We start from the raw sequence: 12,661 nt of genomic DNA, 5'->3' as shown, positions 1-12,661 counted from the left end.
TTCGGATAAGCGGGGTTCTTCTTTTTTAGCAACTCTCGCAGGATCTCAATTTCAAGCTCTTTCTCACCGAGAATCTTAACGGCTTTCTGGTACTTCTCCTCCACGTCTTGGAGCCGCCTTAACTCTTGAATCTGCTCGTCAGTCGAAGGGATCTCATCATCCCCTACCTGGTCGCGATACTCTTTTATCCATGTGCGAATGGTCTCAGGATGCACCTCATATTTCCGAGCTAATACAGCGATCTTAATACCGGATAAAGCTTCTTGCACAATCCGTAACCGGACTTCTTTCATCACTTTCCGACCGCCCATGTCGCCCACCTCCCCCTACTACTAGTCTAATAAAATGGGGGCTACGACTCCAGTTTAATTAGGGGGCCGTGGAGAATATCCAGTTTAGACGTAGCTGAGGGACCTAATTGTGATGCGGTTGGTAAGCAGGTTGGACTGCGAGTGAGGAACCTAATGTGATGCAGTGGGTAGTCTGATGGGAATGTGAGTGAGGAACCTAGTGTGATGCAGATGGTAAGCAGGTTGGACAGTGAGCGTGGAACCTAATGTGATGCAGATGGTAAGCAGGTTGAACTGCGAGTGAGGAACCTAGTTGTGATGCAGAGGGTAGTCTGATGGTACTGCGAGTGAGGAATCTTGTTGTGATGCAGTGGGTAGTCTGATGGGACAGCGAGTGAGGAACCTAGTGTGATGCAGATGGTAAGCAGGTTGGACAGTGAGCGTGGAACCTAATGTGATGCAGATGGTAAGCAGGTTGAACTGCGAGTGAGGAACCTAGTTGTGATGCAGAGGGTAGTCTGATGGGAATGTGAGTGAGGAACCTAATTGTGATGCAGATGGTAAGCAGGTTGTACCGCGAGTGTGGAACCTAGTGTGATGCAGAGGGTAGTCTGATGGGAATGTGAGTGAGGAACCTAATTGTGATGCAGATGGTAAGCAGGTTGGACAGCGAGTGTGGAACCTAATGTGATGCAGTGGGTAGTCTGATGGTACTGCGAGTGAGGAATCTAGTTGTGATGCAGTGGGTAGTCTGATGGGAATGTGAGTGAGGAACCTAATTGTGATGCAGATGGTAAGCAGGTTGTACCGCGAGCGTGAGAACCTAATTGATATGCAAAGGGTAATCAGATGGGAATGCAGCCTATATACTGATCTTATGGCAATGTTCATGAGAGGCAACTGGTGAAATAGACGCGGCTGTCAATGACTATCCATGCTTGCGGCGGCTGATAGTACAATGCGTAAGGGGCTGCTCCAAAAGTCAGGTTGTGACTTTCGGAGCAGCCCCTTAGTGGTTATGGCGCATGCAGATTGGTTACTTCCGTTAAGCTGTTGTCGGAGGTACGAATGTGCGCTGTGCGAATTCGGCATCGAGCATGAAGAATGCATTGCTGTCTTTGTCGATACGCTTGAGCTTGGTTATGATGCTGTCAAACATGGATTCCTCTTCCACCTGTTCGTCGATAAACCACTTGAGGAACTGCATCGTAGCATGCTCACGGTCGTTTAGTGCCAGGTCGGACAGGTGATAGATGCGGCGGGTTACTTCTTGCTCATGTTCATAAGCATGCTCGAATGCATCTAAGATCGAAGAATATTCATTCTTCGGGGAATCCATACCCGCCAGTGTAGCGCGTTTGCCGCGGTCGTTCAGAAATTTATACATTTTCATAGCATGAAATCGCTCTTCCTCCGCCTGCACGATAAAAAAGTTAGCGAATCCGTCTAGGCTCTCTCCAGAGCAGTAAGCGGCTATCGCCAAATAAACATGAGCGGAGTAAAGCTCGAAATTTAATTGGTCATTCAAAGCCTGGCTGAGTGTTTCATTCATCATCGAAAAGCCGCCTCCCTTCCATTTCTTCCTTCTATCTATGTATCGTACCATAATATGCCTTGTTAGCCTATCCGGTGCTTTAATTTCTTATACAGAATCTTTGCGTTCGGGGCTACGACAACCTCTGTTTTGCCAATCATGACGATACATTGCTTGGAGCACAGCTTACAGTTGCCGAGGCAGTCTTTTTTCTTTTGTTTAATATCGGGAAACTCGCTTTTAAGTGATTTAAAGACGGTTTTGGAGCCGTTCTTGAAGTTTTTGCAGCAGTATTTGATTTTCTTCATGGGTCTGCACCGACCTCTTTCGAGCAGGGATATGATTCACTACTTCAGATGATAGTAATTCTCATTCTCATTGTCAACAGTTTTATGGATCGGCTGGTCCACCCGCTTCATAGGTGAGTGTTAGAGGTCCGAGCTAACCTACACTAGTCGGATCGACCTCGCGCAGTCGGCGGTGCGTAACCGGCGGTCAACCACACATCCGGCGGCCTGTGGGTTGCGTAACGGCGGTCAACCACCATCCGGCGGCCTGTGGGTTGCGTGACGGCGGTCAATCAAACGTCCGGCCTGCGGCGCGTGACGGTGGTCAATCAAACGTCTGGCCTTCGGGTGCCTGTCGGAGGTCAATCACATCTATCCGGGCATTCCCGCGCAATAAAAAAGAGCCGGCCACCTTCACCGAAATGAAGGAAGCCTGCCCGATAACCGATATTTCGTTCTTACTTCTCCACCGGCTCCGGAATGGAGAATTTCTTCGACCAGTGGATGCCACCGTCCACAGTCGAGTAGATCCCGCCTGACAGGCTGCTGGTTGTTGCAATATAACCGCTAAGCGCGGCCGGGAAAGAAAGCTTGCCGCCGTAACCAGGCACGCCGGTCACATTCTTCCATGTCCTGCCGTCATCTAATGAACGGCCGATACCGATTTGGTCCACCGCACCTGAGGAAGCTGCCAAGTATGCGGCTTTCTTCCCGATGGCCTGCATATCCTGCGGAGCGCCGAATGGTCCGGTTAAACCATCCACCTTCGGTCCTGGAGCAGGGCCGCCTCCAGCCGTCGGATTGGAGATGAGCTGTTTCCAATGCTCACCCGCATCTGCTGTGTGATATAAGGAATAGGAGGTTTGTGACATACCCGAGCCTCCGAGCAGGACGACCCAGATATCAGAGCTGTCTGTCCCGTAAATCATTCCGCCGCTGGTCTGTTCAGAGTGGACATAAAGCTTATTCGACCAAGTACGTCCGCCGTCCACGGTACGCTTCACATCATATCCGCCGCCGCTGTGGAAGACGAGAATCCAACCTTTGTCGGGTGTGATGAAATGCGCATAACGCGTGTTGGGCGGCGTAGATAGTTTGGTCCAAGTCTGTCCGGCGTTCGTAGTCTTGTAGGTGAAAGCCTGCGTAAATCCAAAACCAACCTGCTGCGAGAAGAACTGAATGCGGTTAAATGCATTCCCTCCCGTAGAGATGGTTTTGAAGGCAGAGCCGCCATTGGCCGTGCGTAGCAGGAGATTAGGCTTTGCAGCATCGGTCTGTGCAAGCGCGTAACCGACTGAGTTAGTCAGAAACTGAATTTGGTTAAAGCTATATTTGCCGCTGGATTGAATGCTCTGCCAGTGGCATCCGCCATCGGATGTTCCGATCATGAACCCATTCCCTGCAGCGCGGCCGATCGATGGACTTAAGAATTGAATGGCTTGAAAATGCGCATCGCCCGTGTCCGGCAGCGTCTTCAGCGTCAGACCGTGGCTGTCTGTACGGCAGCCGGCAGCCGGTTCCGCTCCAGCCGCCGCTTCAGCTGAGGATGCGGAACCAATACCTGTGAACAGCGCTGCGGACAGGGTCATGACCCCGAGCATGGCAAAACCTTTTCTTTTCATCATTGCATCACCTCGTCCTTCATATTACCCACTTTTCACCAATCTCTCTCACCCTATGACGAATTAGCCAAGAAGATAGTTGCAAGAGAACTTGCCGGGCCTGTCTTCCTTCACCGGTTCCTTTACATCGAATTACGGCTGTCATATGATAGGGAGCATCAAGCATCAACGTGTTGATGGGTAAAGAAGGAGCAGATGTATATGAGTATGAATGGGCAGCAAAGAGCGGCAATCCGGGCAGGACTCACCGTTGATATCGTACTTAAGAAGGACCAGGCGACCGGCAAATTAACACGGGGTGTCGTAAAGGATATTTTGACGAATTCCCCTAATCATCCGCATGGCATCAAGGTCCGCTTGCAAAGCGGGGATGTTGGACGGGTGAAGTCCATTATAGGTTCAGAAGGATAGGCAGGCTTCAGTATTTTCTTGAATTATGAATAGCAAAAATGCAGAAGAACCGCTCCTTCGGGTGAAAGCCTGAAGCGCGGTTTTTCGGTTATTTATTCCATTACTGGTTAAGCTAAAGCTTGATATTGATCTCATAACGTACGTCCCGGTTGAGGGCAGTCTTTATTTTCTGTACGGTGTGCGGGTGGATATTAGTCAATTTGGTTGTCATGTTCCCCGATCTGCCCGGAACAATCCAGCTCATTAAATACGTATATAGGCCGATTGCCAAGCTGACGGAGTAGACCCGTCGTTGACAGGCCAGCCAGTCTCGCCGATAATGGCGGAGTACACCACGAAGAACCTCGCAAAAAGCCATTGCTTTCGAAGCGGGTTATTGCTTAATTGAGCCGTTACTCGGCTTAATCAGGTAAAACCTCGCAATAACTTTCAGGAGGTACTCATGATCTACAGCGATTTGACGAATTGGGAGAAGGAACGGGCGACGTTCCCGGAGCCTGTAAGACGGGCGATTGAGCGGCTTCAGCAGACAGATCTGGATGCCCTTCCGGCAGGAAAGCATGAGTTCGGAGAGCCGGGCATGTTCCTGCTGATCAATGAAGTAACGACGCAAGAGAAGAGCCGTGTGAAGCCGGAATCCCATCAGCTCCATACCGATATCCAGCTGGTTCTCAGCGGACGGGAGCGGATGTATGTGGCTAAGGTATCGGAAGAGCAGATTATTACGGATAACCGCTATGAGACCCAGGATATTGCTTTCTATGAGCATGTTCAGCATGAGAATTATATAGATCTGGTGCCGGGAGACTTTATCGTGCTGTTTCCGACGGATATTCACCGGCCTAACTGCTCCGTGTCCGAGGATACCCCGCTTCGCAAAGCGGTCGTTAAGGTTCACCGCGATCTGTTCGGTGCTTCGCAGCCTGTCCTTTAATGCTGCAAGCCTGAATTTGCCGCGTTAATAAAGACAAAGCGAGTAGTAGGACTGGGAATGGTGAAAGAGGTAGGATCGTTCCCGGTCCGACTGCTCGGCTTGCTTTGCTTCTGACTCGTTGTTCCATGACTGGATAAGAGCGTTCAGGGCTGTTTCTGCGAGCCGGGTTTTGTCCTGTCCCCAGCGTTCCTTTTTGGCTTGCACGACCTGCAGGCACTGCGCAATGGTGAGTCCCCGCAACTGGAGATACACAGCAGACCAGCTGACGATATCCACGTATGTATGCTTATCGATTAATAGGCAATCACTCCATGCGGTTACACCGCCGCAAGAGATATTCAGCAGGACGCAGTTACAGCCTGAAGCTAGGGTGCCGCCAACGACGGACTGGATAGTTGGATTGCTGTCACATAGAAAAACTTCCATTTTGCCTATTTTAACATTCATCAAACGGTTATCGATTGCGGAAACGAGCGGTTCCGATAATAGCGGCATGGTGAATCTCACACTCCTTCGGATATAAACAACTGAATGCAACACAAAGAAGCCTAAAGAGCAGAGAAACTCTACCCCTGGCTTCTTCCACAGGCCAAAAAGAGCTGCAGATGAAAGGATCTTAGGTTCTCTCTCAAGCGCTTACGAGGTTAGCTGACGGATTCAGGCTTGAGAGTGCCCGTCCTTACGTGCTGAACATAGATAAGGATTCACCCCATGAAGCCAAGTTAGGCTCCGGTTGGTTCCCCCGCTTCCCCTGCTGGGAATTAAGCGTTGATATATGGTTGTTGAAACGTATATTACGCCACCTGAAGCTGAAAGTAAAACCTCAATCGAAGGCGATTCCTTCATTCAATCCCTCTATTCTACCGTAAAAGCGGATTCATAGCGGATGCGATTCCAAATTACCCTTAAAATCTCTGTATTTTCCTCATTTGGCATAACTTCTTGCGCCCAACATACAATGTACGCAAACAGGTGGATGCGGGGTGGTTAAGGAAATGACCATCGTTGTCTTGCTATGGCTTGCCTCCATTATCGGGCTGTTCTGGGTATGGTCCGACGCTTCGGAGAAACGGGGCGGGAATATCGGATGTTTGTGGGCGCTTGTCGTATTAATTCTCGGGCCCATCGGCTTCATTGCTTATTTAATTGTCAGAAATGTGGATTGATGAAGAATGACCGCGGTAGAGGAGGAGGGAATTGAACCTGAATTGAAAATGAAGTAGGATAGGAAGAAAGCGATTCCTTCCTGTCCTGCCGCTATTGAAACATCCGTAAGAAAAGGAGTCTTACCCGTATGAACTTGCTGCCTGATCCCATTCGAATGACACATATAGGCTCCATTATCGTTACCCTGCTGTCGGGTCTTGCCGTTCTGTTCCTGCGCATGCGGGCATCGAACAGACCGACCACCATGCGCAAAATCATCATCCCGCCAATCGGCATGTCGACTGGATATCTCATGTTCGTTGTCCCTGAGACGCGCATACCGTGGAGCTGGGCACTTGCCGCGCTTGCTGTCGGAGCTGTCTTGTTCGCTTATCCGCTCATCCGAACCTCAAAGCTGGAGCGGGTCGGGGAGACGATTGTGCTGAAGCGTTCCAAAATGTTCATCCTCATTCTGCTCGCCCTGCTGCTCGTGAGGCTGCTGCTGCATGATGTGGTTGAGCAGAAGATCAGTATCGCTCAGACAGGCGGACTGTTCTTCATTCTCGCCTTCGGCATGATAGCGGTATGGCGGGTTTCGATGCTAAGGGCTTATCGGAAGCTGGAGAAGGAAGGGGTTAGGCAAAAGGAAGACAAGGAGTGAATGTAAGGCGCTGGCCTGTCATGCCGGGCTTATGCCCGAATGACAGGGAGGTGCCTTTTTTTATAGAGGTCCGCTGGAATCTAGTTGTTCATCGAAGAGCCGATTCCGCGGCGATCGATAACGTTCGCTGTGACATTTAAGGGGCGCCTCCTTATTAACGGTAGTAGATCGGGGTTCCATCGTATTATTTTGAGAAACAGGCTGGGAATATTCAGGTTTAACAAAACGGACTCGGAGGTTAAAAGGGAAGAGGCGCAATTGACATTCCCATATCCAACTGGTATTCTACATATATAGATTGCATACAATTTAATTTACCGTACCAGCAGCTAGAGAGGAAGGTGACTATGGAACGGGATTCTCTGCTTCTATTAGATAATCAGGTCTGCTTCGCGCTGTACGCTTGTGCCCGTGAAGTAACCAAGCTGTACCGGCCTTTTCTCGACGAGCTTGGTATCACGTATACACAATACGTAACCTTGCTTGCGCTGTGGGAGAAGGATCATGTCCCGGTCAAGACACTTGGCGAGCGGCTGTATCTCGATTCCGGTACGTTGACACCGCTGCTTAAGAAGCTCGAAACGATGAAGCTCATCGTACGCGAGCGCGATCAGGCAGACGAACGGAGTGTGAATGTTAGACTGACCGTGGAAGGGCACTCCTTGAAGGAACGGGCATTCTTGATCCCGGAACGGGTATTCTGCCAGACTGACTTTCTGCCCGAAGAGCTGGGCAAGCTTCGGGAACAGCTGCACAAGATGACACAGAACATTCATGAGCAAGCGGACTGCCGCACTCGAACCTAACTTTTATTCATGGAGGAGATGCAAAGTGGCAACGATTTATGACTTTCAAGCAGAAACCAACAAGGGTGAGCTGAAATCACTAGCCGATTACAAAGGCAGCGTATTGCTGGTGGCGAACACAGCGAGCAAATGCGGATTTACGTATCAATACGAGGGTTTGCAGAAGGTTTATGAGGAGTATAAGGATCAAGGCCTGGTGGTGCTTGGATTCCCATCCAACCAATTTGGCGGTCAAGAGCCTGGCAGCGACGAGGAAGTGGCGGAATTCTGCCAGATCAATTACGGCGTTTCCTTCCCTCTGTTCGCCAAATCCGATGTTCGTGAAGAATCGGCGAGCGAGTTGTTCCAATACCTGACGGAAGCCGCTCCGTTCACTGGCTTCGACTCCTCCGAGGGCGGTCAGAAGATGGATGGCTATCTCAAAGCGAAGATGCCGGAGCGTATGGCAGACAACTCCATCAAGTGGAATTTCACGAAGTTTCTTGTGAACCGCGAAGGACAAGTTGTGAAGCGTTATGAGTCCAATGTGAATCCGCTCGATATAAAAGCCGATATCGAAGCGCTGCTCTAATCACGAATCATACAAAAGCCGTCCACGAAAGCGCAGCGTTTGCGTTTCCCGTGGACGGCTTATTTTGCGAGTATGTCCTTTATGATTTGCGCCGCCAAATTCCGCCCCAGCCGTACACCTTTACATTCACAAGCGCCTTGCTGGTCCAGTAGGACAAAATATAGAGGACGATAAACAAAACAATCAGCTGATTAAATACAACTGCGCACAGGAGCCAGATAACCAGTGCCTGCCACCGATATTTGGCGAAGAGTGCTCCGGGATAAAGCAGCACACGGTAGAACCAGTATGATTTTTGCAGCATGTCCAAATATTCTTTGCGGATCTGTTCGTTGTCAGGGTCGAGCCGTACCGCCGCATTCATATATTCGGAAGCTTTCTTGTGATCGCCCCGTTTATCCGCGGCCCATGCGACTTGAAGGAGCACCTGATCGTTCTCAGGCTCCATGCGCATCGCTGAATTCTCCGCTTGAATCGATGCCGACTCATGGCCGAGCAGCGCCATCACATAGCTGTACATCGCCAAATTGATGGCGGAGGTTTCAATGGACAGGGCAAGCTCCAGCGAACTCCTTGCTTCTTCAAACCGGCCTTCGCGCAGCTCGCATTGTGATTTCATCCGGTAGAGGTAGCTCTCTTCCGGAAACATACGGAGCATTTCAAAGACCAGCCTCTGCGCTTCCTTATACTCTCCTTTGTTATAAGCCACAAACAGCAGGGTACACCAGGCATCCTCCTGCTCGGGATCGCGCGCGAGAGCCTCATTCGCCCAATACAGCGCCTGCTCCTCATTTCCCTTGGCCCGGTGAATCATTGACGTGATTCCGAATACGAACGCGTTCTCCGGGTATTCACGCAGCAGCTCGCCGGCTTCCTGCAGCGCCTCATCATATCTTCGCCATTGAAGCAGATGATTGATTTTCTCTACCTGCTTGTACATTTGTATGCCATCGTAAACGTTCTCCATGTCCGGGTCCCCTACCTCAGCTTATGACGCTTCATATATGCAAGAACGCCATCATAGTCTTTGTTCGTGTCGCTGAAGGTCGCATAATTCTTCGCCGTCTGAAACCATTCCAGCGTTGTCGGCTTGCGGTTCTTCAAGCTCTGCAGCACATCGCTCTCTTGAATAGGCTGGATGCTGCCGGCCTTCATGGAACGCTCCAGCGCCTTCACGGTGGCATCGTCGATGACCTGTGTGAGATCCGCTCCAGAGAAGTGCTCGGAGTAGGCGGAGAGCTTATCATAATCGATCTTCTCCTGCGGTTTCCCGGCGGCTTTCATCTGCATAATGAGGCCTCGCTCTTCCTTGGCGGGAGGCATGACGAAGATCAATTGGTTGAAGCGGCCGGGGCGTCGCAGCGCGGCATCGATGTACCAAGGCGTATTCGTAGCGCCGATGACAAACACCTCCTGATTGAAGGAGTGAAGCCCGTCCAGCTCCAGCAGCAGCTGGTTAACCAGCATTCGCTCATGATGCTGGCGCATCTGGTGCCGGCTTCCTCCTAATGCATCCAGTTCGTCGATGAACAAAACGCAGGGCTTCTCTGAACGTGCACGTTCGAACAGATCATGCAGGTTATGCTCGCTCTCCCCGATGTACATGGATAGAATAGCTTGGAGATCGAGGTGCAGGAAATTGGCATTGATTTCACCGGCGACAGCGCGTGCGAGAAATGTTTTGCCGCAGCCCGGAGGACCATATAGGAGTAAGCTCCCGCCGGCTTGTTTGCCGAACGCCTGGAAGAGCTCGGGCTGCTGCAGCGGGAGAATAAAGTTCATACGGATTTGTTGTTTGACCTCTTCGAGACCGCCGACATCATCGAACGTGACATCGGGCTGCTCCGTCTCTACGATTTGATGCTTATCTTTATCAAAATGAATGACCTTCAGCTTCGGGCGATTCTTCTTATCAAACTCTTCAGTCATGACAAAGACCCCTTTCGAATCAAAAACAGCATGAGAGCCTTATTCGCGTCTGATAGGGCCTTTCCCTTCTTTTTATGAGTGGAGCGCGGAGGGATCAGCCTTCTCGCCAGGGAGATACCAGGAAGCGGAGCACTGAAATTAATGGGGCGATACGTGTTGGCAGTCAACCACACGGTCGGTGTGGCGATACGTGTTGGCAGTCAACCACACGCGTGGTGTGGCGATACGTGTTGGCAGTCAACCACACGCGTGGTGTGGCGATACGTATTGTCAGTCAACCACGCGGTCGGTGTGGCGATACGTGTTGGCAGTCAACCACACGGTCGGTGTGGTGATACGTGTTGGCAGTCAACCACGCGGTTGGTGTGGTGATACGTGTTGGGAGTCAACCACGCGGTCGGTGTGGCGATACGTGTTGGCAGTCAACCACACGCGTGGTGTGGCGATACGTGTTGGCAGTCAACCACGCGGTCGGTGTGGCGATACGTGTTGGCAGTCAACCACACGGTCGGTGTGGTGATACGTGTTGGCAGTCAACCACACGGTCGGTGTGGTGATACGTGTTGGCAGTCAACCACGCGGTCGGTGTGGCGATACGTATTGGCAGTCAACCACGCGGTCGGTGTGGTGGTACGTGTTGGCAGTCAACCACACGACGCGTGCGCATCTATACTGGATTTTTACAGCTATTTCGGGTTTTAGACGTTAAAAATAGCGCTATACTGGAAATTTCCAGTTATAAATGCCTATTTGAGCTCCATGAGGCTCATTTGGGGCGATTTAACTGTATGGAATGCAGTATAGAAGCCCCCTCATTCGGAGGGAACCCTTTTTAACTGTATGAATTCCAGTATAGGCCTGGGTGTAACTGATATCTTATGCTCTTAAGCAACGGTGCAGCAGGTATCTTAAGCCCCGAGGCCTGGGTGTAACTGATATCTTATGCTCTTAAGCAACGGTGCAGCAGGTATCTTATGCTCCGAGGCACGGGTGTAACTGATATCTTATGCTCTTAAGCAACGGTGTAGCAGGTATCTTATGCTCCGAGGCACGGGTGCAGCAGGTATCTTATGCTCCGAGGCCTGGGTGTAACTGATATCTTATGCTCTTAAGCAACGGTGCAGCAGGTATCTTATGCTCCGAGGCACGGGTGTAATCTTATGCTCTTAAGCAACGGTGTAGCAGGTATCTTATGCTCCGAGGCCTGGGTGCAGCAGGTATCTTATGCTCCTAGGCACGGGTGCAGCAGATATCTTATGCTCCGAGGCCAGGGTGCAGCAGGTATCTTATGCTCTTATGCCACGGATAGACGAATAGGAAGCGAAGAGCGATGACCGAGGGGCTTTCCAGTAATTCATCAAAGATGACACATGGATAGCCCCGTGTTTCTTCATGAACCCGTTACATGCGGCTTAAACTTTGGGCAAATCCCGTTCTCCAGCTCGGATAAAGCGGCTGCCAGCCGAGTACCGTACGGGCTTTCGTATTCAAGGCTCCGCGTTCGTGCATGCTGCGGGCAGCTTGCTTCTCCGGACGGGGTGCCCCTAATGCTTCAGCATGACGGGAAGCCATTCCGTTCCTGCAGCAGGCTCATCATCGACAATGTTGTAGATCCCCGCCGGCCATTCCAAAGCAAGCAGAGCTGCGCTGGCAGCATCCTCAATGTGCAGGAAGGAAGTCAGCCCTTCAGCTGCCGGCAGCTGCTTCGAGCGGACTTGCTCCGCCATGTATCCATGGTTCTCAAACCAGGTACCCGGTCCGTAAAGCATGCCGTAACGCAAAATAATCGAATTTGGGATCTCTAAGGCGGCCTGCTCCAGTGCGACTACACCCTCAATTGTCGTTTTTCTTGGCAGGGGTGCTTTGATATCCAAGGATATTTCCTCCGAAGCAGGTAATTCCCCCGGTTCATAGGCAAAAGAAATGCTTTGTGAGATCATGCGCTTCACACCGGCAGCTTTAGCGGCATCGACGAGATTACGCGTGCCTTCCACTCGAATTCGATTGTTGTCGGAGAAATCGAAGTTCTTGAGTGATGTGAGCTGATGAATAATGACATCGGGACAATCTGCCCCGATTGCGGCAATAAGCGAATCCCGGTCAAACACGTCCACGAGCACCGCGCGCGCTCCCGTATGCTCTATGGCTGCTTTGTTTGCCTCGCTGCTGGTCATTCCCATGACCTCATGTCCGGCTTCAATAAGCTTCGGAAGCAGCAGCCGGCCGATTGCACCGGATGCCCCGGCTGCGAATATTTTCATCAGGATTCTCTCCTTTTATGGATTGGTTGTGTGCCATCATAAAGAAGACAATTGAGGGCGTCCGTTTGTGACAGCATCCGCCCAAAAAAAGTTCCAGTCCGGCTGCTGATGGCATTTGGATGATTTTTCCACTAATAATTGGGGATCCCCATCGCTTCTTAACGAGGAAATATGGTACAATTTTGTAAATATGGGGTTTCGTTCAGGAG

At 50.9% G+C, this 12,661-nt stretch carries 13 protein-coding genes, 1 pseudogene and 1 riboswitch; of the genes and pseudogenes, 6 read left to right on the top strand and 8 right to left on the bottom strand.

The features are described from left to right. The 4 genes from ACFPYJ_RS01800 to ACFPYJ_RS01785 form a co-directional block, all read right to left on the bottom strand. Positions 1 to 311: transposase (locus ACFPYJ_RS01800; protein WP_379186324.1), on the bottom strand; the 311-nt coding region annotated here is incomplete at its 3' end. Positions 312 to 1,335: 1,024 nt separating this feature from the next. Beyond that, positions 1,336 to 1,842 (bottom strand): ferritin, encoded by a 507-nt coding sequence (locus tag ACFPYJ_RS01795; RefSeq protein WP_379186333.1) that lies wholly within the window; start codon positions 1,840 to 1,842, stop codon positions 1,336 to 1,338. 65 nt (positions 1,843 to 1,907) lie between these two features. Then, on the bottom strand, positions 1,908 to 2,132 hold the full coding sequence (locus ACFPYJ_RS01790) for a DUF1450 domain-containing protein (RefSeq protein WP_379186323.1): 225 nt from the start codon (positions 2,130 to 2,132) through the stop codon (positions 1,908 to 1,910). Between the two features lie 437 nt (positions 2,133 to 2,569). Beyond that, entirely contained in the window at positions 2,570 to 3,736 is a 1,167-nt protein-coding gene (locus tag ACFPYJ_RS01785; protein WP_379186322.1) for a WD40/YVTN/BNR-like repeat-containing protein, read from the bottom strand. A gap of 204 nt (positions 3,737 to 3,940) precedes the next feature. On the opposite strand from ACFPYJ_RS01785, the gene ACFPYJ_RS01780 reads away from it, so the two are divergent. Beyond that, positions 3,941 to 4,144, top strand: a complete 204-nt coding sequence (locus tag ACFPYJ_RS01780; RefSeq protein ID WP_379186332.1) for a YwbE family protein — start codon at positions 3,941 to 3,943, stop codon at positions 4,142 to 4,144. A 442-nt stretch (positions 4,145 to 4,586) separates the two neighbouring features. Next, positions 4,587 to 5,078, top strand: a complete 492-nt coding sequence (locus ACFPYJ_RS01775; RefSeq protein ID WP_379186321.1) for a NanQ anomerase/TabA/YiaL family protein — start codon at positions 4,587 to 4,589, stop codon at positions 5,076 to 5,078. Positions 5,079 to 5,102: 24 nt separating this feature from the next. Here the strand turns inward: ACFPYJ_RS01775 and ACFPYJ_RS01770 are convergent, their stop codons facing one another. Then, positions 5,103 to 5,573: a hypothetical protein gene (locus ACFPYJ_RS01770; protein WP_379186320.1), complete on the bottom strand. Its 471-nt coding sequence runs from the start codon at positions 5,571 to 5,573 to the stop codon at positions 5,103 to 5,105. 123 nt (positions 5,574 to 5,696) lie between these two features. Then, positions 5,697 to 5,856: riboswitch (cyclic di-AMP (ydaO/yuaA leader) on the bottom strand. A 205-nt stretch (positions 5,857 to 6,061) separates the two neighbouring features. Here ACFPYJ_RS01770 and ACFPYJ_RS01765 point away from each other — a divergent pair. The 4 genes from ACFPYJ_RS01765 (at position 6,062) to ACFPYJ_RS01750 (ending at position 8,262) form a co-directional block, all read left to right on the top strand. Then, positions 6,062 to 6,244, top strand: a complete 183-nt coding sequence (locus tag ACFPYJ_RS01765; protein ID WP_379186319.1) for a hypothetical protein — start codon at positions 6,062 to 6,064, stop codon at positions 6,242 to 6,244. Positions 6,245 to 6,372: 128 nt separating this feature from the next. Further along, positions 6,373 to 6,885 carry a CcdC family protein gene (locus ACFPYJ_RS01760; RefSeq protein WP_379186318.1) on the top strand — a complete coding sequence of 171 codons (513 nt, stop codon included), beginning with the start codon at positions 6,373 to 6,375 and terminating at the stop codon, positions 6,883 to 6,885. A 347-nt stretch (positions 6,886 to 7,232) separates the two neighbouring features. Beyond that, positions 7,233 to 7,691 (top strand): MarR family winged helix-turn-helix transcriptional regulator, encoded by a 459-nt coding sequence (locus tag ACFPYJ_RS01755; RefSeq protein WP_379186317.1) that lies wholly within the window; start codon positions 7,233 to 7,235, stop codon positions 7,689 to 7,691. Positions 7,692 to 7,716: 25 nt separating this feature from the next. Next, entirely contained in the window at positions 7,717 to 8,262 is a 546-nt protein-coding gene (locus ACFPYJ_RS01750; protein ID WP_379186316.1) for a glutathione peroxidase, read from the top strand. 79 nt (positions 8,263 to 8,341) lie between these two features. On the opposite strand, the gene ACFPYJ_RS01745 is transcribed toward ACFPYJ_RS01750, so the two are convergent. The 3 genes and pseudogenes from ACFPYJ_RS01745 to ACFPYJ_RS01735 form a co-directional block, all read right to left on the bottom strand. Continuing rightward, the gene (locus tag ACFPYJ_RS01745) at positions 8,342 to 9,229 is read right to left on the bottom strand and encodes a tetratricopeptide repeat protein (RefSeq protein WP_379186315.1); all 888 of its coding nucleotides are present in this window, start codon (positions 9,227 to 9,229) and stop codon (positions 8,342 to 8,344) included. Between the two features lie 11 nt (positions 9,230 to 9,240). Then, a complete protein-coding gene (locus tag ACFPYJ_RS01740; RefSeq protein WP_379186314.1) occupies positions 9,241 to 10,191 on the bottom strand; it encodes an ATP-binding protein in 951 nt (316 codons plus the stop codon). 1,401 nt (positions 10,192 to 11,592) lie between these two features. Beyond that, positions 11,593 to 12,452, bottom strand: a pseudogene (locus ACFPYJ_RS01735) (NAD-dependent epimerase/dehydratase family protein). Positions 12,453 to 12,661 lie beyond the last annotated feature (209 nt).

Origin of the sequence: Paenibacillus solisilvae (assembly GCF_042656405.1) — a bacterium.
Taxonomy (GTDB): domain Bacteria; phylum Bacillota; class Bacilli; order Paenibacillales; family Paenibacillaceae; genus Paenibacillus_Z; species Paenibacillus_Z solisilvae.
The sequence above is the reverse complement of the archived record's forward strand: the minus strand, read 5'-3'. Positions and strand labels throughout refer to the sequence as shown.